This window comes from Acidisoma sp. S159, assembly GCF_009766125.1.
GTDB lineage: Bacteria > Pseudomonadota > Alphaproteobacteria > Acetobacterales > Acetobacteraceae > Acidisoma.
This window is the reverse complement of record NZ_LMUG01000045.1, coordinates 223,445-246,329: the sequence shown is the minus strand read 5'-3', so window position 1 is coordinate 246,329 and position 22,885 is coordinate 223,445. Positions and strand designations below refer to the sequence as shown.

General features: G+C 65.3%; 21 protein-coding genes. 7 read left to right on the top strand and 14 right to left on the bottom strand.

Annotated features, from left to right (window positions below; genetic code table 11):
- Positions 1-6: 6 nt before the first annotated feature.
- From GSQ92_RS14305 to ubiG, 5 genes are all read right to left on the bottom strand, one after another.
- Positions 7-1,446, bottom strand: coding sequence for an extracellular solute-binding protein (locus GSQ92_RS14305; protein WP_158803839.1), 1,440 nt, complete (start codon positions 1,444-1,446; stop codon positions 7-9).
- Between the two features lie 116 nt (positions 1,447-1,562).
- A complete protein-coding gene (locus tag GSQ92_RS14300) occupies positions 1,563-2,669 on the bottom strand; it encodes an alcohol dehydrogenase catalytic domain-containing protein (RefSeq protein WP_216850226.1) in 1,107 nt (368 codons plus the stop codon).
- 12 nt (positions 2,670-2,681) lie between these two features.
- A complete protein-coding gene (gene dhaL / locus GSQ92_RS14295; RefSeq protein ID WP_158803838.1) occupies positions 2,682-3,341 on the bottom strand; it encodes a dihydroxyacetone kinase subunit DhaL in 660 nt (219 codons plus the stop codon).
- Positions 3,342-3,346: 5 nt separating this feature from the next.
- Positions 3,347-4,348 carry a dihydroxyacetone kinase subunit DhaK gene (locus GSQ92_RS14290; RefSeq protein WP_158803837.1) on the bottom strand — a complete coding sequence of 334 codons (1,002 nt, stop codon included), beginning with the start codon at positions 4,346-4,348 and terminating at the stop codon, positions 3,347-3,349.
- A 175-nt stretch (positions 4,349-4,523) separates the two neighbouring features.
- Positions 4,524-5,231, bottom strand: coding sequence for a bifunctional 2-polyprenyl-6-hydroxyphenol methylase/3-demethylubiquinol 3-O-methyltransferase UbiG (gene ubiG, locus GSQ92_RS14285; RefSeq protein WP_159013627.1), 708 nt, complete (start codon positions 5,229-5,231; stop codon positions 4,524-4,526).
- 150 nt (positions 5,232-5,381) lie between these two features.
- On the opposite strand from ubiG, the gene GSQ92_RS14280 reads away from it, so the two are divergent.
- Genes GSQ92_RS14280 through GSQ92_RS14270 form a run of 3 tightly spaced genes read left to right on the top strand, consistent with a single transcriptional unit; the run spans position 5,382 to position 9,961 of the window.
- Entirely contained in the window at positions 5,382-6,599 is a 1,218-nt protein-coding gene (locus GSQ92_RS14280; RefSeq protein ID WP_158803835.1) for an aspartate kinase, read from the top strand.
- Positions 6,589-7,674 (top strand): nitronate monooxygenase family protein, encoded by a 1,086-nt coding sequence (locus tag GSQ92_RS14275; RefSeq protein WP_158803834.1) that lies wholly within the window; start codon positions 6,589-6,591, stop codon positions 7,672-7,674. The genes GSQ92_RS14280 and GSQ92_RS14275 overlap by 11 nt, the downstream gene beginning before the upstream one ends.
- The gene (locus GSQ92_RS14270) at positions 7,652-9,961 is read left to right on the top strand and encodes a putative PEP-binding protein (protein ID WP_158803833.1); all 2,310 of its coding nucleotides are present in this window, start codon (positions 7,652-7,654) and stop codon (positions 9,959-9,961) included. The genes GSQ92_RS14275 and GSQ92_RS14270 overlap by 23 nt, the downstream gene beginning before the upstream one ends.
- Positions 9,962-10,067: 106 nt before the next feature.
- Here the strand turns inward: GSQ92_RS14270 and GSQ92_RS14265 are convergent, their stop codons facing one another.
- From GSQ92_RS14265 to GSQ92_RS14235, 7 genes are read right to left on the bottom strand one after another with little or no spacing between them, the layout of a single operon-like run.
- A complete protein-coding gene (locus GSQ92_RS14265; RefSeq protein ID WP_158803832.1) occupies positions 10,068-10,565 on the bottom strand; it encodes a DUF1178 family protein in 498 nt (165 codons plus the stop codon).
- A 16-nt stretch (positions 10,566-10,581) separates the two neighbouring features.
- Positions 10,582-11,433 carry a ParB/RepB/Spo0J family partition protein gene (locus tag GSQ92_RS14260; protein ID WP_158803831.1) on the bottom strand — a complete coding sequence of 284 codons (852 nt, stop codon included), beginning with the start codon at positions 11,431-11,433 and terminating at the stop codon, positions 10,582-10,584.
- Positions 11,430-12,326, bottom strand: coding sequence for a ParA family protein (locus tag GSQ92_RS14255; protein WP_159013626.1), 897 nt, complete (start codon positions 12,324-12,326; stop codon positions 11,430-11,432). Before GSQ92_RS14255 ends, GSQ92_RS14260 begins: the two co-directional genes overlap by 4 nt.
- Positions 12,323-12,934 carry a 16S rRNA (guanine(527)-N(7))-methyltransferase RsmG gene (gene rsmG / locus GSQ92_RS14250; RefSeq protein ID WP_254066625.1) on the bottom strand — a complete coding sequence of 204 codons (612 nt, stop codon included), beginning with the start codon at positions 12,932-12,934 and terminating at the stop codon, positions 12,323-12,325. The genes GSQ92_RS14255 and rsmG overlap by 4 nt, the downstream gene beginning before the upstream one ends.
- Positions 12,924-14,843: a tRNA uridine-5-carboxymethylaminomethyl(34) synthesis enzyme MnmG gene (mnmG, locus tag GSQ92_RS14245; protein ID WP_159013625.1), complete on the bottom strand. Its 1,920-nt coding sequence runs from the start codon at positions 14,841-14,843 to the stop codon at positions 12,924-12,926. The genes rsmG and mnmG overlap by 11 nt, the downstream gene beginning before the upstream one ends.
- Before the next feature lie 32 nt (positions 14,844-14,875).
- On the bottom strand, positions 14,876-16,189 hold the full coding sequence (gene mnmE / locus GSQ92_RS14240; protein WP_159013624.1) for a tRNA uridine-5-carboxymethylaminomethyl(34) synthesis GTPase MnmE: 1,314 nt from the start codon (positions 16,187-16,189) through the stop codon (positions 14,876-14,878).
- 13 nt (positions 16,190-16,202) lie between these two features.
- Positions 16,203-16,547, bottom strand: a complete 345-nt coding sequence (locus tag GSQ92_RS14235; RefSeq protein ID WP_158803827.1) for a ferredoxin — start codon at positions 16,545-16,547, stop codon at positions 16,203-16,205.
- A 91-nt stretch (positions 16,548-16,638) separates the two neighbouring features.
- Between GSQ92_RS14235 and GSQ92_RS14230 the strand changes: the two genes are divergently transcribed.
- From GSQ92_RS14230 to GSQ92_RS14215, 4 genes are all read left to right on the top strand, one after another.
- A complete protein-coding gene (locus GSQ92_RS14230) occupies positions 16,639-18,708 on the top strand; it encodes a thioredoxin domain-containing protein (protein WP_158803826.1) in 2,070 nt (689 codons plus the stop codon).
- A 50-nt stretch (positions 18,709-18,758) separates the two neighbouring features.
- Positions 18,759-19,268 carry a methylated-DNA--[protein]-cysteine S-methyltransferase gene (locus GSQ92_RS14225; protein WP_174246670.1) on the top strand — a complete coding sequence of 170 codons (510 nt, stop codon included), beginning with the start codon at positions 18,759-18,761 and terminating at the stop codon, positions 19,266-19,268.
- Positions 19,265-20,236 carry a quinone oxidoreductase gene (locus GSQ92_RS14220; RefSeq protein ID WP_158803824.1) on the top strand — a complete coding sequence of 324 codons (972 nt, stop codon included), beginning with the start codon at positions 19,265-19,267 and terminating at the stop codon, positions 20,234-20,236. The genes GSQ92_RS14225 and GSQ92_RS14220 overlap by 4 nt, the downstream gene beginning before the upstream one ends.
- 89 nt (positions 20,237-20,325) lie before the next feature.
- On the top strand, positions 20,326-21,714 hold the full coding sequence (locus tag GSQ92_RS14215) for an MFS transporter (RefSeq protein ID WP_158803823.1): 1,389 nt from the start codon (positions 20,326-20,328) through the stop codon (positions 21,712-21,714).
- Positions 21,715-21,723: 9 nt separating this feature from the next.
- On the opposite strand, the gene grxC is transcribed toward GSQ92_RS14215, so the two are convergent.
- Positions 21,724-21,990, bottom strand: coding sequence for a glutaredoxin 3 (gene grxC, locus GSQ92_RS14210; RefSeq protein ID WP_158803822.1), 267 nt, complete (start codon positions 21,988-21,990; stop codon positions 21,724-21,726).
- A gap of 80 nt (positions 21,991-22,070) precedes the next feature.
- Positions 22,071-22,853, bottom strand: coding sequence for a double zinc ribbon domain-containing protein (locus tag GSQ92_RS14205; RefSeq protein WP_158803821.1), 783 nt, complete (start codon positions 22,851-22,853; stop codon positions 22,071-22,073).
- Between the last annotated feature and the right edge of the window lie 32 nt (positions 22,854-22,885).

The following is a 22,885-nucleotide window of genomic DNA, read 5'->3' as shown; positions in this document are numbered from 1 at the left end:
GGCGTATCAGTTGGTAATGCCGGCGTCGCTCAGCTGCTGAGTGATATTGGCGGCGAGCTGGTCGAGACCATCATCCACCGAGACCTGCCCGGCATACATCTTCTGCAGCGCCGCCGCCCAATCGGTCGTGACGTTGAAGAACAAAGGCTGCGGCGTGAAGTAAATCTTGGCGCCCGGCGCGGCACCCTGGAATTCCTCCAGGAAGCCCGGATAGGTCGCCTTGAGCCGCGACTGGAAATCGGGGTCTTTCCACACCGACTGCCGCACCGGATCGACCTGATTGGCTTTGGTCGCGCCGAAAGTCAGCTGCTCGGTACCGCTGGCCCACTGCATGAAGCGCCAGCTCGCATCGCGCTTCTGCGAAAACGCGCTCATCGCCAGCGACCAGATCCAGATGTTGGGCGTCGGCGCCTTGGCATCGGGGTTCGGCGTGAAGGCCTCGTAGCCGATATGGCCAGCTTCCTTGGTGCCCGTCTGCTGGAAGAAGCCGATGATGTCGGCGTCATAGATCATGCCCGAGGTGCCCGACCCGAGGTCATTGGCGACTTCGTACCAGGTATACTGCGTCCAGTTTTTCGGGCCTGCCTTGTGCAGCATATCGACCCACTGCTTGGTGAAGTCCTTGCCTTCCTTGCTGTTCATGGTCGGCTTCAGCGTGCCGCCATCGGTCGAGAAATCATGCCCGCCGTAATTCGTGAAGCCCGAGAGGTAGCCCGCGTGAATCGTCGCCCAGCTGCGGCTGCCGCGGGTGCCCACGCCATAGACGCCGGGCACGTTCTTGGAGATCTGCGCACCCTTCTCGATCATATCGGGCAGGTTCTTCGGCGGATCGATCTTCTGAGCGTCGAAAATCTGCTTGTTGTAGCTGACGTCGTTGATCTCGAAGCCCCAGGGCAGCGCCCACTGCTTCGCATTGGCGGTGCCGAGCGGCTCGCCAGGCTTGCCGCTCCACGCAGTCGAACTGCGCAGGTTCGGCAGGATGTCTTCCCAATCGTAATTGGGCGCCATCTTGCTGGAGTCCTTGATGAATTCGTTCAGATCCACCAGCCAGCCAGCCGGGCCATACTGCCAGGTCTGGTAAGCACCCGTCATGAACACGTCATACTGCGTCGATTTGCTCGAAAGCGCGGCGGTGACCTTGTCGAAATACACATCCTCCGGGAAGATATCGTAGGTGACCTTGAGGCCCGTCATCTCCTCGAAATGCTTGAGGTTCTGCAGCATGGCATCCGCGTAGGGATGCTTGTTGAGCAGCAGCCGCAGCGTCTGGCCCTTATTGGCCATCCAGTCGTAATCGGCGGCGAGCGCCCGGCTCTGCATCGCGTTCAGCAGCGAACCCGTCGCGGCCGCACCCAGGCCAAGCTTGGCTGCGCGATCGAAAAGCTCGCGCCGCCCCAGGCCCTGCCGCACGAAAGCATCGAACAGGCTTTTTTCTTTATTACTCATCTACATTCTTCCCATTTGCTTTTTTGAATTGACGCACGGAACCGCGCGCCTTTGCGACAGAGCAAGACGGCAGGCGCAACAACCAGGCCGAGCGTCGCCGCCCGGCCTGCGAAACTTCAGGACGGAATCAGGATCGTCTTGATCGACTTCTCGCCCTTCTTCATGAGGTCGAAGCCTTTCTGGAAATCCTTTAGCGGCAGCGTATGCGTCACCACCCCTTCGGTCGGCAGACGCCCATCCGCGATTGCGGCAATCGTGAACGGATAGCAATAGGGCCCAAGATGAGCGCCATAGATATCGAGGTGCTTGCGGTCGCCGATGATGCTCCAATCGGCCGTCACCTCTTCGCCAAACACGCTGAACTCGACGAAGCGGCCGAGCTTGCGGATCATCTGAAGTCCCTGGCGCACGCTGGAAGGATGGCCCGTCGCCTCGATATAGACATCGCAGCCATAGCCGCCGGTCATCTCCTTGACTTTTGCGACGACATCCACTTCCAGCGGATTCATCACGATATCCGCGCCGAATTTCTTGGCGATATCCAGCCGGTCCTGCTTGGTATCCAGCACCACCAGCGTAGTCGGGTTCTTCAGCCGCGCCGCGCCGACCATACCGAGCCCTAAAGTCCCGGCCCCGGCCAGAACCACGAAATCATCGAGCTCGATCTTGGCGCGGTTCACGGCATGGACCGAACAAGCGAAGGGCTCGATGAGAGCGGCGGCATCCAGCGCCATGCCCTCGGGCACGTGATAGGTGCGGGAGGTTTTCGGGAACCGCATGTAGCGCGCCATGGCGCCGTTGACGTTGTTCTGGAAGCCGTAGAGGTCATGGACCTCGCACATCCAGTATTCGCCATGCAGGCAGTAGCGGCATTTTTCGCAGGGAACGATCTGCTCGGAGATCAGCCGGTCGCCGACCTTGAAGCGGCCTTCACGCTCGATATTGGCACCGACCTCGACCGCGCGGCCGAGAAATTCATGGCCCGGAATCATCGGCGCCTTGACATAGACCGGCTGGCCCTTGTCGTCGCCCCAGAACGATGGCGCGCCCTGGAAGCATTTGATGTCGCCCGCGCAGATGCCGACCGCCTCGACCTCGATGATGATGTCGTCAGGACCGGCGCGCGGCACTTCGACTTTCTCGAAGCGATAGTCGCCGGGGGCATAGGCAACGACTGCGTCCATCATCGCGGGCAGATCGTTGCGGCGTGTCGTGTCGCTCATGGAGCTCGTCCCTTATGCCTGGGGTTGCGACGTGAGGCGGGCGATCAGCCCGTCCGCCAGCGTCGACAAAATCATTTCGCAGGAAGCCGCGCCGGCATCGAGGGTGCCGCGAGAGCGCTCCCCCAGCCGGCTGGCGCGGCCGACCTTGGCGACCATCCCGCGCGTCGCCTCCAGCCCCTCGGCCGCCGCCTTCTTCATCGCCTCAAGCGACTGAATGAAGCTCTGGCCGCCGCTTTGCGCCGCATCGAAAGCCTGTTGCGCCGGCACGATGACATCGACCAGCGTCTTGTCGCCGGGCTTGGCCTCGCCCAGGCCCTGCACCGCGTCGAGCCCGGCCTTCAGCATGGCCGAGAAACGCGGCCCGTCCACCACATCGCTGCCGTTCAAAGCCTCGGCCATGTCGGTGAAGAACGTGCCATACAGCGGCCCCATGGAGCCGCCGATATCGCTCAGCAGCGTGTCGCCGAGCGCTTCCAGACCCTCCGGCAGGGTGAACCCGGGCTTCGCCTGCAAGCGCTCGCCCGCCATGCGGAAGCCTTTGCCCATGTTCACGCCATGGTCGCCATCGCCGGTCTGGCCGTCGATCTCGCTGAGGCGGCCCTGTTCGCGCACGATGATCGCCGTGAGGTCGAACAGGATCGGCCCCGCGTCCTTCAGCGTTACAGAGTCCATGTCCTTCATCCCGTCACCGTCAGGCCGATCGACCGCGCCGGCTTGGCGAGCAGCCGGTCCAGCTCGCTATCGAGACGGGTCACAGTGATCGAGGCGCCCATCATCTCCAGCGAGGTGAAGTAGTTGCCGACGTAGCGATGACGAATGCCGATGCCGCGTGCCTTCAGCATCTCGTCGATATGGCCGTAGAGGAGATAGAGCTCCATCACCGGCGTCGCGCCAAGGCCGGACACCAGCACGGCAACATCATCGCCACGCCCGAAACTCAGATCCTCAATGATCTTGTCGAGCATAAGCTCTGCCATCTCGCGCGCCGGCTTGACCGGAAGCACAGCGACGCCAGGCTCACCGTGATGGCCGATGCCGACTTCCATCATGCCGGGCTCGATAGTGAAATTGGGCTTGCCCGCGGCCGGGATGGTGCAGGCGGAGAGCCCGATGCCGATGCTGCCGGTATTGTCGATCGCCTTCTGCGCCACCGCGATGACCTGGGCCAGATCGCCACCCTCATCGGCGAGGCCGCCAGCGGCCTTCCACATCATGACCTCACCCGCCACGCCGCGCCGCTTCTCCTTCTCCGCCCGCGCGGCGGAAGCCACATCGTCATTGGCGACGACAGTGCGAACCTCGACGCCATCCTTGGCGGCGAGCTTCACCGCCATCTTCACATTCATGTTGTCGCCGGCGTAGTTGCCATAGAGGCAGGCCACGCCCGCCCCCGCATCGGCCGCCTTGAACGCCGCGTGGAAGCTCTTGGCGGTGGGCGAGGCGAAGATCTCGCCGCAGGCGACCGCATCGCACAGCCCGGCACCGACGAAGCCCAGGAAGGCAGGCTCATGGCCCGAGCCGCCGCCCGTCACAATGCCAACCTTGCCCGTCCCCCGCCGATGTGTCGCGCGGAGAACGCGGGGATTGTCGGTTTTCTCGAGGATCTCGGGGAAAGCCGCGACCACGCCATGGATGGCTTCATCGGCCACCTGCTCGGGGTCGTTAATGATTCGGTTCACGCCACGATCCTTGTTGCGTTTGAGACTATGCTTGGCATGCGTTTTCCCCTGGCAGACAGATCGTGGATTTTGTCTGACTCTCCCGCGCTGGTTCGGGCTGTGTCAATCGCTCGGGGCAATTTAGACGGAAACCGCGCTGCGCGCGTCCTATGCGGCTCGCAAAGCCGCGTGAGGTCTATTTCGCGGCCGCCATTATGTAATTGACGGACAGATCCCGGCTTTCGCGCCATCGGCCGCGCATCGGGTCGAAGCTCAGCCCGGCGCTATCGGTAACGCGCAGCCCCGCCGTGTGAAGCATGGCCGCCAAGCGCTTAGGCGGGACGAAACGCCGCCAGTCATGCGTGCCGCGCGGGAGCAGCCTCACGACGTATTCCGCGCCGATCTTGGCGGTGAGCAGCGCGCGCAGGCTGCGGTTCATCGTGGAAACGAAAAGAAGGCCGCCCGGAACTACAAGGTCCGCAAGCGCCGCGACGAAGGCCTCAGCGTCCGGCACATGCTCGATCACCTCCAGCGCCGTGACGACGGGAAAGCGCTGCCCCTCCGCCACCAGTTCCTCGACGCGCCCGAGGCGGTAGCTCAGACGCAGGTCCCGTCCCTCGGCATGGGCTTGAGCCGCGGCGATGGCGGCGGGTGCCGCATCCAGGCCGAGCACCGGAATGCCCTTCGCCGCCAAGGCCTCCGCCAATAAGCCCGCGCCGCAGCCAACATCGAGCAGCGTGCCGGGCACCATGCCATGGCGGTTTACGCGATCCACGATCCAGGTTGCGCGAAGAGGGTTCATTTCGTGTAATGCGCGCATTGGCCCCCGAGGGGCCCACCATTCGGCCGCTAATTTGTCAAACTGCGCGATTTCGGTCTCAGAAATCGTACCGCTCTCTTGCATGATTGCTCCCGTCCGGCCGCGCGGCTATGTGTGCCGCCGCAAGGCCGCCGCGCTGCGGCGCTGGCGGTATCTTAAGCGTGCCCGTGGCACGGCGGCTAGATCTCGCATCGCTCAAGCAAACTGGCATGGGCGCACATCCTGGAAGGACTTATGGCCCGCATCGTCATGAAGTTCGGCGGTACCTCCGTCGCCGATCTCGACCGTATCCGCAACGTCGCCCGCCGGGTGCAGCGCGAGGTCGAGGCCGGTCATCAGGTCGCCGTCGTGGTCTCCGCTATGTCGGGCACCACAAACCAGCTCGTCTCCTGGTGCCAAAGCCTGTCGCCGCTGCACGACGCGCGGGAATACGACGTCGTTCTCGCGACGGGCGAGCAGATCACCACGGGCTTGCTCGCCATCGCCTTGCAGGATCTCGGCGTCGAGGCACGGTCCTGGGCCGGGTGGCAGGTGCCAATCCAGACGGATGGCGCGCATGGCAAGGCGCGCATCGCGTCAATCGACGGCGCCGAGCTTATCCGCCGCATGGGTCTCGGCCAGGTTGCCGTGGTCGCGGGGTTCCAGGGTCTCGGCCCTGACCATCGCATAACGACATTGGGCCGTGGCGGATCGGACACATCGGCGGTCGCATTGGCCGCGGCGCTGGGCGCGGATCGCTGCGACATCTATACGGATGTTGACGGCGTCTATACCACCGACCCGCGCATCGTCGCCAAGGCGCGGAAACTGTCACGCATCTCCTACGAGGAAATGCTCGAACTCGCTTCTGTCGGCGCCAAGGTTTTGCAGACACGCAGCGTGGAACTTGCGATGAAGGAAAAGGTGCGGGTCCAGGTCCTGTCGAGTTTCGAGGATCGTCCGGGCACGCTGGTCGTTGACGAGGAAGAGATCGTGGAGAAGGAAGTCGTTACCGGGATTGCCTATTCGCGCGACGAGGCGAAGCTGACGGTACGCCGGGTTCCGGATCGTCCGGGCATCGCCGCCGCGGTATTCGGCGCGCTCGCTTCGGCCAACGTCAATGTCGATATGATCGTGCAGAACGTCGCGGAAGATGGCACGACGGACATGACCTTTACCGTCGGCCGCTCGGATTTGCCGCGCGCTCAGGAGGCGTTGTCTCACGCACGGCAGGAGATCGGCTATTGGGAGATCCTGGCTGATACAAACGTCGCTAAGATCAGCGTCGTCGGCATCGGCATGCGCAGCCATGCGGGTATCGCGAGCCGGATGTTCAAGACGCTGGCGGAGAAGGGGATCAATATCCAAGTCATTTCCACAAGCGAAATAAAGGTAAGTATTCTGATCGCGGCTGACTACACGGAACTCGCGGTGCGCTCGCTGCATACGGCGTATGGTCTCGATGCCGCCTGATCTCCCCGTCCTGGACGCCGCCGTCACGCCGGTGCTGAACGAGGCCGGGCCCGCATTGTCGCCGGCGCTGGCGTCTCTGTGCAGCCGCGGCGCGGCTTTCCTTGGCACGCGTTATGCCATCATGGGCGGCGCGATGAGCTGGGTCAGCGAGCGCAACCTGGTCTCCGCGATCTCGAATGCCGGCGGCTTCGGTGTGATCGCTTGCGGCTCGATGCCACCCGCTTTGCTCGAACAAGAAATCGCAGCGACGCAGGCGCTGACGGACAAGCCTTTTGGCGTGAACCTCATCACCATGCATCCGGCGCTGGACGATCTCATCGCTGTCTGCATCCGCGCCGGTGTCGGTCATGTCGTGCTGGCGGGCGGTGTGCCGAGCGGTGGCGCGGTGCGGACGGTGAAGGATGGCGGCGCCAGGCTGATCTGCTTCGCCCCGGCCTTGGTCCTCGCCAAGCGCCTCGTACGCCTCGGTGCGGATGCGCTGGTGATCGAGGGCTCCGAGGCGGGCGGGCATATCGGCCCGGTCTCGCTCATGGTCCTGGCGCAGGAGATCTTACCGGAGATCACCCAGGTGCCGGTCTTCGTCGCCGGGGGCCTCTGCCGAGGCGACGCGATCGTTGGCCTTCTGCAAATGGGCGCGGCGGGTGCCCAGCTCGGCACGCTTTTCGCCGCAACGCATGAGAGCATCGCTCACCCGCGCTTCAAGAAGGCGTTCTTCGGGGCGAATGCACGGGATGCGCTACCCTCCGTGCAGCTCGATGAGCGCTTTCCGGTGATCCCTGTGCGGGGCCTCGTCAATGCGGGAACACGGCGCTTCATGGCGCATCAGGCGGACACCTCGCGGCGTTTTCAGGCGGGGGAAACAACCCGCGAGGAAGCGCAGCTTTCGATCGAACATTTCTGGGCCGGCGCCCTCCGCCGCGCGGTGATCGACGGCGATATCGACGAAGGTTCCGTCATGGCCGGCCAATCCGTGGGGCTCGTTCGCGAGGAACTGCCAGTCGCCGAGGTGATTGCGCGCCTATTGGCCCAAGCCGAGTTTGTGCTGGCCGGACATGGACAACGCAACGCGGTCTGATACTGCCATCACCGCATCGCGCAGGTTATTCGCGCGGCTGCGGGAGAGCCTGGCCCAGGGCACCACGCCCTTGCCGAAGCTCGTCGCCCTCGTGGCCGTCGAAATGGCCTGCGAGGTTTGCTCGCTCTATGTGATCCGGCCGGGAGAACTCCTCGAACTCGCCGCCACCTACGGCCTGGAGCCGGGGTCCGTAGGCCGCACCAGGATGCGGGTCGGCGAGGGTATCGTCGGCCTTGTCGCCGCCATGGGCAGCGCGCTCAATCTCACCGACGCGCGCGAGCATCACGCTTTCGCGCACCGCCCGGAGACGGGCGAGGAGGCATTTGCCTCGCTGGTGGCGCTCCCCATACGGCGATCCGGCCATATCATCGGCGTGCTGACTATCCAAAGCCGCTTGCAGCGCGAATTCACCGATTTGGAGATGGAGGCGCTGGAGACGGTCGCCATGCTGCTGGCCGAGATGCTGGCGGCGCAGGGTGCGATCGAGATTCGGGGCGAGGGGTTCGGCGATGCCTTGCCTCGGCGGTTCCAGGGTCTCGCGCTGGCGGATGGCGTCGTCATCGGAGCTGTGGTGCGGCTCGACGCCTATCTGTCGAAGCGCCAATTGCTGGCCGCCGATCCAGCCGAAGAGCAATTGCGCCTGATTGCCGCCAGCGAACGCGTGCAGAGTGGTCTCGACGAGCTGATCGGCAGCGCGACTGATGGCCACGCCAACGACATTCTCGCCGCCTATCGCCTCATCGCCATGGATGGCGGCTGGCTCAAGCGGGTCGCGGCGCTGATCGACACCGGCCTTTCGGCCGAGGCGGCGGTTATGCGGATCATGACTGAGCTGCGCGACCGCATGCGCCGCATCGCCGATCCGTACCTGCGGGAGCGGCTTGTCGATATCGAGGATCTCGGCAATCGCCTCATGACGCAACTCGGCCTGGTGGATGGCGGGGTAGAGCGGAATGCCAATCGCGGCGATGTCGTGGGGGCAATTCTCGTCGCCCGCCGGCTGGGACCGGCCGAACTGCTCGACTGGCATCGCCGCGGCATTGCCGCTTTCGTGCTGGAGGAGGGCAGCGCCGCGGGCCATGCGGCGATCCTCGCGCGTTCCATGGGGTTACCGGCGCTGTCCGATGTGCGGGGCGTCATGGACGCGGCGCGCGATGGGGATGATGCGATCCTCGATACCGAGGAGGGGCTCTTCATCCTGCGTCCTGAGGATTCGGTTCGGCAGGCTTATGCGAGTGCCGTATCCGCCACCCGCTCGGGCGAGGTGGGGTCAGCCGCACTCGTGCAGAAGCCAACGGTCACCAAGGACGGGGTGGCGTTGTCCCTGCTGCTCAATCTGGGGCTGCCCTTGGAACTGCCCCAGATTGAAGCGACGGGTGCCGCCGGCATTGGCCTCTACCGCACCGAGATCGCTCAATTGGCGCAGAGTCAGCCAAGCCAGTCGCGGTCCAGCGGTGAGGCGTCAGGCATGGAACTGCCGAGCGAGCGCTCTTTCCGCAACCAGATAGCTGAATACAGCCGCGTGCTTGATCACATGGGCGATCGTCCGGTGCTGTTCAGAACCCTCGACCTTGGTGGGGACAAGCTCCTGGCCGGCGCCGATGTACCGACGAGCGAAAATCCGGCCATGGGCTGGCGGTCGTTGCGCGTCGGCCTCGACCGGCCCTCTACAATGCGACGCCAGCTTCGAGCGCTAATCAAGGCGGCCCAGGGACGTCCGCTCTCCATCATGTTTCCGATGGTCGCGACGATCAGCGAGTTCCGCGCAGCACGGTCATTGCTGGACGCTGAATTGGCGCGGGCGAGCGTAGTGCCCGCGCGCATTTCGGCTGGAACGATGCTGGAGATCCCAGCCCTGCTCTGGCAGCTTCCAGCTTTAATGCGCGAGGCCGATTTCGTCTCGGTCGGATCGAACGACCTGCTGCAATTCCTCTTCGCCGCCGATCGCGGCACGCCCAATCTCGCGGGGCGCTACGACCTCATCTCCGAGCCGGTGCTCGATGTATTGGAGTCGATTGTGCAGGCCGCCTCGGCCGCGGGCGTGCCTTTATCCTTCTGCGGCGAGGCCGCGGGACGCCCGATGGATGCATTGGTTTTGGCGGCAATCGGTTTCCGCACGCTCTCGATGGCGCCGTCCTCGCTGTTGCGGGTGAAGGCCACACTGCGCCGCGCCGACCTGCGAGCTTTCACCTCCGTCTTGCAGGCGATTCGTGACCGGCATGCAGGCGCCGCAAGTCTGCGCGAGCCATTGGCGAGCTGGGCGCGCGAAAAAGGAATAACGGTCTAGAGCATCATCTGCTCGACCTTGCTCTTCGGTCGGGTAGAAGATGCTCGCCAAAAATAGAGAGCTAGAGCTTCTTCCGAACCACTTCCATTGTTAAAAGCTCCAGCCTTCAGCTATCCGCTCGCTCGACCCAGGGGAGGCTGGCAAAAGCGATTCCCTCTTCGGCCAAAGATTCCCGTTCGTCCGACGTTGCCTCACCATAAATCGCGCGGGGTGGCGTCTCTCCAGACTGAATGCGTCGCGCCTCGGAAGCAAAACCTGGGCCGACATAGTCGAATTTGGTTTCGATCTCACGACGCATCCGCTGCAGTGCCGCCCGCATTTCGTCCGGCATCCGGCCTTCCGGCAAGGCAACGGGCTGTGAGGTCGGGTGCACGGGTTCATTCGCTGGTGTCACGGCCGAGCCTGGCTCTCTGGACGGAGGTGCCGCAGGCCGCGCTGCCTTGTTAGCGAGGGCAGGCGACATCAGTGCTCGTGTAATCCCTGTATCGCCGCAGTTCGGGCAGGCGACCAAGCCGGTCGCCGCCTGAGTTTCAAAGCCCGCGCTGCTATTGAACCAGCCGTCGAACCGGTGATTGTTGGGGCACTGCAAAGCGTAGTGGATCACGATATCTCCGGGCGACTCAGACGCGGGTCAGCAGCAGGACGATGCCTTCCAGCTGCTCCAGAGTATCGTAGCGGAGTGCGATGCTGCCACCCCTTCCACGCCGCCTGATATCGACCGCGAGTCCGAGCTTTTCGGTCAGATCGCGTTCGAGCGAGAGCGTATCCGGATCTTTGGGACGTGGTTCGCCTGCGGGTGTCGGGTCCTTGCGGCTGCTCAGCGCCTCGGTCTGCCGCACGTTGAGGCCCTGGGCGATCACCGCGAGGGTTGCTCGCGCCGGATCCGGGTGGAGAAGAAGCGCCCGCGCATGACCAGCGCTGATCGTGCCACGCCGCAACTCATGATGCACCGGCGCTGGAAGCTTGAGGAGCCGCAAGGTATTGGCGACATGGCTGCGCGACTTCCCCACGCGATCCGCCACGACCTCCTGGGTAAGGGCGAAATCCTCGACGAGCCGGCGGTAGCCTTCCGCCTCGTCGATCGGGTTAAGATTCTCGCGCTGCAAGTTCTCGACGAGAGCGGCCGTCATCGCTTCACGATCGTCGAGGGCGAGCACGAGGGCGGGAATTTCGTGCAATCCTGCCTGTTGCGCGGCACGCCAGCGTCTTTCCCCCGCGATGATCTGGAACTTGCCGTCCTCGCCAGGGGTCGGACGGGCCAGGACCGGTTGTAGCACGCCTTGTTCGCGGATGGACGCCGCGAGTTCGGCGAGTTCGGCGGGATCGATCTGCCGGCGTGGCTGGAAAGGCCCGGGCGCCAGAAGGTCGATGGGGATGACCTGGATGACGCTGTCCGGCGCCGACGCCGCGCTGTCGCCCATCAGCATGGCGAGGCCTCGTCCAAGGCGAGGGGCTTCACGGCGTCTATTCATGGCCGGACTCGATCACGAGGCTTCTCCTGGGTCGTCTCCAGCCGTTCCGCAAGTTCCGCGGCGAGCCGTATATAGGCCTGGGCACCGGGGGACCTGAGATCATAGAGCAGCACCGGCTTGCCATGGCTCGGTGCCTCGGACACCCGGACATTCCTTGGAATCATGGTCTCATAGACCTGTTTCCCAAAGAACCGGCGAACATCCTGCGCCACGAGTTCCGAGAGATTGTTACGGCGGTCGAACATCGTCAGCACGATGCCGAGGAGCTCGAGTTGCGGGTTGAGCCGCCGCCGCACCCCCTCAATTGTCTGGGTGATCTGGCTAACGCCTTCGAGGGCGAAGAACTCGCATTGCAGTGGGATCAGGACGTGACGCGCGGCGACGAGCGCGTTCAAGGTGAGGAGGCCGAGGCTAGGGGGGCAATCGATGATCACGTAGTCGGTAAAGGGCCTCTCCTCTGCCGCCAAGGCCTTCTGAAGCCGCTTTTCGCGATAGTCGAGACCAACAAGAGCGATTTCCGCACCCGCGAGGTCGGCTTCGGCCGGCAAGAGCGAGAGCCCTGGCACGGCGGTCGGCACAAGCGCTTCCACAGCGGGGAGGCCCTCGGCGAGCACCGCGAAGATGCCGCGGCGGCGCGCGGCTTGGTCCAGGCCAAGACCTGTCGAGGCATTCCCCTGGGGGTCGAGATCAACCAGCAGCACCGAACGGCCCCGCGCGGCCAGGGCTGTGGCGAGATTGATTGCCGTCGTCGTCTTGCCGACGCCGCCTTTCTGATTGGCGATGGCGATAACCCGCGTTTCTTGATGGGCCGGGGGAGTTTTTGTTTTCGCATCGGCTACGACCTCGGATCGGTCGGCCTCGATCAGGGCGCGCGCCCGCGCGGAAAGACTCATGCCCCACGCTCTTTCTTGGACCGCAGATCGGTGATCGCGAGTATCCTGCCCGAGGGATCAGTACGGCTCGGAAAGCTTTGGACCGTCATGTGCCATGCGGCCTCGGCGGCTTGGATCTCCGCCTCGACGCCCGCGCCCTTCAGGAACAGGCATAGGCCTCCAGCGGCGAGGAGGGGGGCTGCGTAGCCACAAAGCTGGGGCAAGGCAGAGAGTGCGCGGGCGGTAACGAGCTCCGCGGGCGGGATGGCGAGACCTTCGATTCGCTCCGCATGCACGGTGGCATCGGCTCCGAGACGATGGATCGCCTCGCGGAGGAAGGCGGCCTTGCGTTGGTCAGCTTCCACTAGATCGACATGGAGACCCAATGCGACCGAGACAATGAGCCCGGGAAAGCCCGCGCCGGAGCCGAGATCGATGGCTCGTCTCACCTCAGGCGGCACGAAGGGAAGAAGTTGCAGAGAGTCCTCGACATGCCGCCGCCAAAGCTCCGGAATATCCCTGCGACTTACGAGTCGTACGGTATCGTTCCACCGCTCCACGAGATCGACGAGGGGCTCGATACGCGCGCGCAGTGAGGAGTCCGCCATCGGCACGCTATTATGTTTCACGTGAAACAACCGGGTCTGCGCGGCGCAACCCCGCCAGGATCGCCACCATGGCCGCGGGGGTTATACCTTGGATCCGTGAGGCGGCGCCAAGCGAAGCAGGCTGGGCCCGCACAAGCTTGTCGCGCATTTCCGCGGACAATCCACCAAGTGTCGCGAAATCTAGGCCGGGCGGGATCGCGACCGCCTCCTCCCTGCGGAAGCTATGGATTTCGGCCGATTGCCGCGCCAGATAGACCGCGTATCGCGCCTCAGTCTCGATCGTCGCGCGGATCCGGGGGCCGAGCGCCGCGATTTCCGGGAAGGCACGATCCAATGCTTCAGCAGGGAGGTCAGGATTGCCCATGATCTCGAAGAGGCTGCGCGCACGCCCGTCGGCCCGTACGGCGACACCGACCCTCGCCAACGCCGTTGGCGAGTGGATTTGCTGGCTCAGCATCGCCCTCGCCGCGTCGAGGGCCACCGCATAGCGGGCGAAGGCCGTTGCTCGCTCGGTCCCGAGGCAGCCCCAGGCCAGGGCTCTCCCCGTGAGGCGCAGATCCGCGTTATCCGCCCGCAAGCTCAACCGATATTCGGAGCGCGAGGTGAACATCCGATACGGCTCGGCGACGCCCTGGGTCGTCAGATCATCCACCATGACGCCGATATAAGCTACGGAGCGGTCGATCAGGATCGTATCTCCACCGCCCGCAAGTCGAGCCGCGTTGAGCCCGGCCAGCACCCCCTGTCCCGCCGCCTCTTCATAGCCGGTGGTGCCGTTGATTTGCCCCGCCAGGAACAGCCCGGGGAGCGCGCGGAGCTCCAGCGTTGGGTCAAGCGCCAAGGGGTCGACATAGTCATACTCAATGGCATAGCCAGGGCGCTGAATTTCGGCGCGTTCAAGACCGGGAATCGTCCGAAGCATTTCCTTCTGAACACTCTCGGGCAGGCTCGTCGATATCCCGTTGGGATAAACGGTTCCGCCATCCGGATTGCCCGGCAGCCCCTCAGGCTCAAGAAAAATCTGATGCCGCTCCCGATCGGGGAAGCGATGGATCTTATCCTCGACCGAGGGGCAGTAGCGCGGGCCACGACCTGACAAATGGCCGCCATAGACAGCAGATTCATGAAGATGTGCGCGGATTACCGCATGGGTCTCCGGCGTCGTACCCGTCACCCGACAGCTGATGAGCGTATTGGTGAGCGACAACGCCAGGCTGCTGAAGGGCTCCGGCGGGTCCTCGCTCCTATCCTCCGGCAGCCTCTCCCAATCAATGCTGGCCCGGCTCAACCGCGGAGGCGTGCCGGTCTTAAGGCGCCCAATCGGAAGACCCAGCCCGCGCAGCCGCTTGGCGAGCGGCAATACCGCGGCCTCGCCAACACGTCCCCCGGCGGCGTGTTTGGAGCCGATATGGATCATGCCGTTCAGGAAGGTGCCCGTGGTCAGCACCGCCGCTCCGCAGCGAAAGCAGCGGCCATCCGCCGTGACGATGCCCGCAATACGTCCATCGGAGGACAGGCTGAGATCAGCGACCTCCCCGGCCAGGATCGTCAATCCAGGCTGCGCCGCCAGCAGGCCACTCATCGCCTGGCGATAGACTGCCCGATCCATCTGGGCGCGCGGGCCGCGAACCGCCGGACCCTTGCTGCGATTGAGAACCTTGAAATGAATGCCCGCCATATCCGCCGCGCGCGCCATCAGCCCATCTAGCGCGTCGATCTCGCGCACCAGATGGCCCTTGCCGATGCCGCCTATCGCCGGGTTGCAGGAAAGCGCGCCGATCGTCTCGATGCGGTGGGTTAGCAGCAGCGTGCGCGCCCCCATGCGGGCCGCCGCCGCCGCCGCCTCGCAGCCGGCATGACCACCGCCCACGACGATCACGTCATAGCTCTCGCCTACTCCGGCGCGGGGGGAAGAGTCATCTTGTCGCATCGCGCGGTCTTAGCCCTCCGGAGACGGCGGCGCTACTTCCCGATGCAGAAGTTGCCAAAGATGCGGTCGAGAAGCTGCTCGACACCGATCTTTCCGGTCAAACCGCCGAATGCCAGGAGCGCGCCGCGCAAGTCTTCAGCACGTAGCTCCGGCGCGGTTTCCCTGAGAGCGGAGGACAGCCTCTCATGTGCCTCGGCGACCAGAAGCCGGTGTCGCTGCCTTGTCAGCGGCGCCGGCCCGGCGGAGGTCGTCATCGCACGCGCGATGCGTGCCAGCCGTTCGCGGAGTGCCGCCATGCCGTCGCCTGTCCGGGCGCTCACCGCAAGATCAATCGCGCCTGCTGCAACGGCGAGGTCGCTCTTCGTGCCAATCACGAGGCTTGCACCAGCCCCCTCTACTGCCAGCCGATTCTGTATCTCCAGCGCCGAAGCGGACGCTGTCAAAGGATCGATCAGCCGCAACACGAGGTCGGCGTCAGCGACCTTGACGCGCGCGCGCCTCACACCCTCCGCCTCAACTGGGTCCGAGGTCTCTCGCAACCCCGCCGTATCGATCAGGGTGACCGGCGCCTCACCAATCACCATCGAAACCTCGAGCACGTCACGCGTCGTCCCCGGGCTCGCGGCAACGATCGCTACCTCACGGCCGGCCAGCGCATTGACCAAGGTCGACTTCCCCGCATTGGGCGGGCCCTGCACCACGAAGACGAGACCTTCCCGCATCCTCTCGCCGGCCAGCGCCGTAGCGAGATGCTGCCCGGTCGCCTCACGCAATGCCTTGATTTCCCCCAGCAGTGCGGCCTCGACCTCCGGAGGCAGATCCTCGTCCGGGAAATCGATCAAAGCCTCCTGATGCGCGAGGATCGTCGCGAGCCGCTCCGACCAATCCGCGTAGATCAGACCAAGACCGCCCTCCAGCTGACGAAGCGCCTGGCGGCGTTGCCCGGCGGTCTCCGCTTCGACCAAATCACTGATCGCTTCAGCCTGTAGCAAATCGAGGCGCCCATTGAGGAAGGCGCGGCGGCTGAACTCGCCCGGTTCCGCGAAGGCTGCCCCAGCGGCGGCCAAAGAATCGGCAACGGCCTCGAGCACCGCGCGGCCGCCATGCAGATGCAGCTCTGCCGCATCCTCACCCGTATAGCTGTGCGGCCCCGGCATCCAGATGACCATCGCCCGGTCCAGCGTCTCGCCCGCCGCATCGCGTAACCGGCGCAGGCTCGCGCGCCGCGGCGGCGGCAGGCTGCCACCCAGCGCAGCGAGGATCTCGCCGGCGCCCGGCCCGCTTAGCCTTATTGCGGAAACGGCGGAGCGACCCGCCAGCGTCATTGGCGCGAAAATCGTCCGCATCGCGGCGTCCGGCTCAATCTGCTCTGCCCGGCAAGCGCAGCGCCTCTACCGGGTGACCAAGGATGAGATGCTGCTCGATGATGGCGTCGACATCCTCGCGCGTTTCGATGCGGTACCAGATCCCCGCCGGGTAGATCACAAGGCACGGCCCTTCTTCACAGCGATCCAGGCAACCCGCCAGATTCACACGGCTATGCGGGATCCCGGCTTCCTTGACCCTCGCCTTCATATAATCGCGCAGTTTCTCGGAGCCGCGGGCCGCACAGGAACCGCGATGATGACCCTCGGGTCGCCGATTGCAACAAACGAAAAGATGCGCCTCGAAGTAGGGCGTCGCCTCTTGGGCGGTCTCTGTCATGATCTCTCCTCGGGTGGCGCCGATCGCCTTGCCACCCTATCTCCACCGCCAGCAACAATGGGGCAAGACCGCCTCTTGGAGGGAACGCGCGATGACCACCAGCGAGAATCTCCTCCGGCACGAGACGTCCCCCTACCTCCTGCAGCACGCCGACAATCCGGTCGCCTGGCGCCCCTGGGGGGCCAAGGCTCTGGCGGAGGCGCGGGAGACCAACCGCCCGATCCTGCTCTCGATAGGCTATGCCGCCTGCCACTGGTGCCATGTCATGGCCCATGAAAGTTTCGAGAACCCGGAAATCGCGGCCTTGATGAACCGGCTGTTCGTCCCGGTGAAGGTGGATCGCGAAGAGCGGCCGGACATCGACGGTATTTACATGACGGCCTTGCATGCCCTCGGCGAACAGGGTGGCTGGCCGCTGACCATGTTCCTCACCCCCGAGGGCGATCCTTTCTGGGGCGGCACTTACTTCCCTCCAACGCCACGCTACGGCCGCCCTTCCTTCCCGCAAGTGCTGGAGGCCATCGCCGCCGCCTGGGCTGAAGGCGCCGAAGCGGTCACCAAGAATCGCCAGGGCCTGTCCCGCGCCTTGCAGAACAGCGTCGCGAGCGATCCTGGTGACGGCATCCCGCAGAGCCTCATCGACGACTCCGCGCATCGGCTTCTCGGCCTGGTGGATATGACGGGCGGAGGGATGCGCGGCGCGCCCAAATTCCCCAATCCGCCGATCTTCCGTTTCCTCTGGCAGAACGCCTTGCACCACGCCGCCCGAGACCCCGCTGTAGCTGCTGGTCGCCCGGCGCTTCACCTCCTGCTGCGGCGCATGGCCGATGGCGGCATCCACGACCACCTCGGCGGTGGCTTCGCGCGTTATTCGACCGATGCCGAATGGCTCGCGCCGCATTTTGAAAAGATGCTTTATGACAACGGTCAGCTCCTCGAATTGCTGGCACTCGCCGAGGCCGACCGTCCAGACCCTGCCTATCGCGAAGCCGCTGGGGGGATCGTCGCCTGGCTCACACGCGACATGGCCATCGCGGATGAGGCGGGAGGTCGCGCTTTCGCGGCTTCCGAGGATGCCGATTCCGAAGGCCATGAGGGTACCTTCTATGTCTGGCGCGAGGCTGAGATCGACGCGGCGCTTGGTGTGGCGAGCCCGATGCTGAAAGCTGTCTATGACGTCACCCCAGGCGGCAACTGGGAGGGCCACACAATCCTCCGCCGCCTGCGCGCCATTTCCGATCCCGTCGAGGCGGCCAGCCTCGCCGCATCCCGCAAAACCCTGTTCCGCCTCCGCGCCAGAAGGCCTCGGCCGGCACTCGACGACAAGGTTCTAACCGATTGGAACGCGCTCGCGATCACCGGCCTTTGCCGCGCCGCAAGGGTCTTCGACGAGCCCGACTGGCTGGACCTCGCCGAAGCCAGTTACGCCTTTCTCCAACGCCACATGAGGCAGTCCGATGGCCGATATCTCCATAGTTGGAGACAAAACCAACCGGGAGCTGCCGGACTTCTCGACGATCAGAGTGCCATGGCCGGTGCCGCGCTCGCGCTCTACCAGGCAGGTGGCGACGCACGGTTCCTGGAGGAAGCCGAAAACCTTGTCGCAGTCATCGACCGGTGGTTCGGCAGCGAGGATGGTTCGGTCTTCACCACGGCAGCGGATGCCACCGACCTGCCAGCGGCCGCGGGACGCCCCCGTGGTGCGCTAGACCAGGCGGTGCCCTCGGGGAGCGGTCTCTTCGCGGATGCGCTCGCCCGACTGTTCCACCTGACCGGCGAGCCTCGCTTTCGCGACCGCTGCGACCGCCTCATCCGTGCCTTCAGCGGCACGCCGGCGCGCTTCCCGAATATGCCGGGGCTGCTCCAGGCCGCCGACACTCTCGAACATGGCGGGCTCGTCGTCGTGACCGCGCGTGACCCGGCTGAGGCCGCGCCTTTCCTCATGGCCGCCGCGAAAACCGGCGATCCATCCCTTCTCGTTCTGCATATCTCGCCAAGTGACAAGCCTGGTCGCTCGCCGGACGCCGCCTCCGCCGCCCTGAAAGGCCGAAGCGTTCCGAGCGCGGTCCTGTGCCGAGGCGGCGTCTGCTCACTGCCGGTCGATACCGCCGCCGCTCTCGCTGCTCTGCTCCATCCGTCTACGCCCCGTGATGCCGCTTGACAGGCGCGGCACGGAGGATTGGCATGACAAGCCACCGCGAGGATCGGGCTTTGCCGCAACTGTCGCTGCACACGCCGATCGGCGCGATCACCCTTTCCGAAGAGGATGGTGCCATCGTCGCGCTCGATTGGGGCTGGGGCAGAGACCAAACGGCAACGCCACTGCTGCTGACGGCGCGGGACTGGCTGCAGCGTTATTTCGATGGCGAAAGGCTCAAGATGAGCCTGCCGGTCGCGCCCCATGGCACGCCTTATCGCCGCCGCGTCTGGGAAGAGTTGCGCCGCCTCGCATGGGGTGAGACCTTGAGCTACCGGGAGTTGGCAATACGGTCCGGCGGCTCCGCGCGATCGATCGGTGGCGCCATGGCCAATAACCCTATCCCGATCCTCATCCCCTGCCACCGCGTGCTCTCGGCGGTCGCCGGCCGCGTCGCGATCGGTGGCTACAGTGCCGGCGAGGGGCTTGAGACGAAGCGCCATCTTCTGGCGCTGGAGGGGGTGGCGGTGCCGGCGCCGCGTATTTCCGCCCAGCTTGCGGCGGCTACTAGGATGCCTACATGAGCTATGCCATCCGTATGCACGAGGCCGGTGGCCCCGAAGTGCTGGTCTGGGAACAGGTGCCCACGCCGGAGGCGGGACCCGGCCAGGTTCTGATCAAACACGTCGCCATCGGTCTCAACTTCATCGACGTCTATTTTCGCAGCGGCCTCTACAAGATGCCCTTGCCTGCCACGCCCGGCATCGAGGCGGCTGGTACCGTTCTTGCGGTGGGCGCGGGCGTCACGTCTCTCGCCGCCGGGGATCGCGTCGCCTATTCGTCGCCCCCGCTTGGCGCCTACGCTGAGCGGCGGGTCATGCCGGCGGACCGCCTGGTTCGGCTACCGGACGACATCAGCTTCGACGATGGCGCAGCCATGATGATGGCGGGCATGACCTCCTACTACCTGATCCATCGCACCTTTCGCGTGACCCCGGGGGTCACGATCCTGGTGCATGCCGCGGCGGGCGGCGTCGGGCTCGTTCTTTGCGAATGGGCGCGCTATCTCGGCGCGAATGTCATCGGCGTCGTCTCGACGGCCGAGAAAGGCGAACTTGCTCGAGCGCATGGCGCGACCGATATCATCCTGACCACTGAGGACCTGCCCGCCCGCGTCAAGGCGATGACGGAAGGCGCGATGGTGCCCGTGGTCTATGACAGCGTGGGGCGGGACACCTTTCTCGCGAGCCTCGACTGTCTGGCGCCGCTCGGCATGATGGTGAGCTATGGCAGCGCCTCCGGCCCGGTTCCGCCGCTGGAAATCGCGACTCTGGGCGCCAAGGGCAGCCTTTTTCTCACCCGACCGAGCCTGGCGACCTATACCGCGAAGCGGGAGGACCTCGACCAAGCCGCGACCGCCGTTTTCGGGGCGATCCGTAGTGGCGCGGTCAAGGTGCGGATCGGCCAGCGCTTCGCCCTTAAGGACGCGGCCGACGCCCATCGCGCCCTCGAATCCCGCAGCACGACAGGCAGCACCATCCTGCTGCCTTGAGCGGCCGCGCCGGCTTGCCCCTGAACAGCCAGCCACCGCCTGCCCCGGGGCGCGACACCGACAGCGATAGCTTAGTCTCAGGACCAGGGATGCGGATGGTGGCACTCATCGTCGCCAGCGCGCTGTTCATGCAGAACCTCGACTCGACGGTCGTAACGACGGCACTGCCGGCGATGGCGCGGTCTTTCGATGTCTCGCCCGTCAGCATGAATATCGTCGTGACTTCGTATCTCGTCAGCCTCGCCGCCTTCATCCCGGCAAGCGGGTGGATCGCCGACCGCCTCGGCGCGCGCGAGGTCTTCCGGGCGGCGATCGTCGTCTTCACCCTTGCCTCGGTTCTCTGCGGTGCCGCGAGCGGGCTCGGTGAGTTGGTGGCCGCGCGGGTGCTGCAAGGTATCGGCGGGGCGATGATGGTGCCGGTCGGCCGGCTGCTGCTGCTGCGATCGGTGCGGAAATCGGAGCTGCTACAGGCAATGTCCTGGCTGACGGTTCCGGCCTTGCTGGGTCCCGTGATCGGCCCTCCGCTAGGCGGGCTCCTCGTCACCACGCTGTCCTGGCATTGGATTTTCGGCATCAATGTGCCGATTGGAATTGCCGGCGTGACCATGGTGTCGCTGTTCATCCGAGCCGACGGTCCGGGCGCGCCGGGCCATTTCGACCTTTGGGGGCAGGTGCTGGCCAGCGCCACGATGGTCGGGCTGATCATCGGCGGTTCCTCGTTCGGGAAAGGCGCCCTGCCACCGCTGCCGGCCGCGGGCCTGATGGCGATGGGGCTGATCGCCGGCCTCGGCTATCTGCTGCATGCGCGGAGCCATCCGCATCCGTTGCTCGATCTCGGCCTGTTGCGGATTCCGACTTTCGCGCTCTCCGTGCTGTCCGGCTCGCTGTTCCGCATCGGGATCGGCGCGCTGCCCTTCCTGCTGCCGCTCATGCTGCAACTTGGCTTCGGGCTGTCGCCGCTGCGGAGCGGGCTGATCACCTTCGTCAGCGCGGCGGGCGCGCTGATCATGAAGCCGGTCGCGCGGCCACTGCTGCATCGCTACGGGTTTCGCACGGTTCTCGCGGCGAATGGCGGGATCGCGGTGGTCTTTGTGGCGCTGGTCGCGGCGTTCCGGCCGGCCTGGCCGGCGCCCGCACTCTATGCCGCGCTGCTGGCGGGTGGGTTTTTCCGGTCGTTGCAGTTCACCGCCTACAACACCATCGCCTATGCCGATATCCCGGCTGCCCGCATGAGCCAGGCGACCAGCCTCTATAGCACTCTGCAGCAGCTTTCCTTGACCCTGGGCGTTACGGTCGGCGCGGCGGTTCTTGCAGGGGCAGCAGCACTCGGCGGGCGCGCCCATCCCGGCCTCGCCGACTATTCGGTGGCGTTCCTCTTTGTTGCGGCCATCATGCTGCCGGCTGCGCCGCTGGCTTTGCGCCTGCCACGCTCAGCCGGCAGCGAGATGTCAGGCCATCATGCGACCGGGCCGCGGTAGCGCCGCGCGCTAACTCGCCGAAACGCCCAGAAGCTCATCCAGGCCGCCGCGACGGTCCAGGGCGACGAGATCGTCACAGCCGCCGATATGCCGGCCGTCGATGAAGATCTGCGGCATGGTGGTGCGGCCGCCGGAGCGACGGCTCGCCTCTTCACGCTCGCGGGTGCCGTGGGCTGCGTCAATCTCGCGGAACGAGACCTTCTTCGAGGTCAGGAGAGCCACGGCGCGACTGCAAAACGGGCAATAGGGCTGGGTGTAGATTTCGACGTCGGCCATGGTCGCCTCTCGCTGTGAGAGATGGACATCGGATAACCGGCGGAAATCGGCAAGAGGGACGCGTCGGCAACGGAAGCGGGTCAGCCCCCGCGCGGATCGGGGACCCGGGCCGCCACGAGAACATCAACCCGCGCCGCACCCGCCGCCAGCAGCGCCGTGGCGCAGGCGGACGCGGTCGCCCCGGAGGTCATGACATCGTCGATGAGGAGAACCTTTCGGCCGCCGAAGACCATTCGTCCAGGTGCGCCGGTGAAGGCGCCGGCCACCGCCTCGGCCCGCGCGGCCGCGCCCAATTCGCCGAGCGCGGGTGTCGGCCGCTGGCGCCTCAGGGCATCGGCGAGCCAGGGCCTGCCGCAGCGCCGCGCGAGGGCGACGGCGAGCAGGGCCGACTGGTTGTAGCGCCGATGGCGCAATCGGGTGCGGTGGAGCGGCACCGGCACCAGCACGTCGGTTTCGGCCAGCAGCTCCGCTCCCGCGCGCGCCATCATGGCGGCAAGGACGGGGGCGAGTTCTGTCCGATCCGCATGCTTGAACGGCAGGATGAGGCGGCGCGCCTGTTCGTCGTAACTCAGCGCCGCGCGGGCGCTGCGGAAAGCGGGGGGATGCGATAGGCAGCCTGGGCAGAGAGCGAGCGCGCCGCCTTCGCCGGCGGTCGCGAAGGGAACGCCGCAGCAACTGCAAAACGGCGCGGAAATAAAATGCGTCTGCCCGAAGCAGTTCGCGCATAGCCGGCCCATCCCATCGACGAGCTTGCCGCAGATCGGACATTGCGGCGGCAGCAAAAGGTCGAGCCCCGCGGTGGCCGCATGACGTAGGCCGCCTAGAACGCGGCTGGGGAGGTATTGCGACTGATTGATGCCCATCCGTACGGTATAATACGATCCCGCAACGAAAT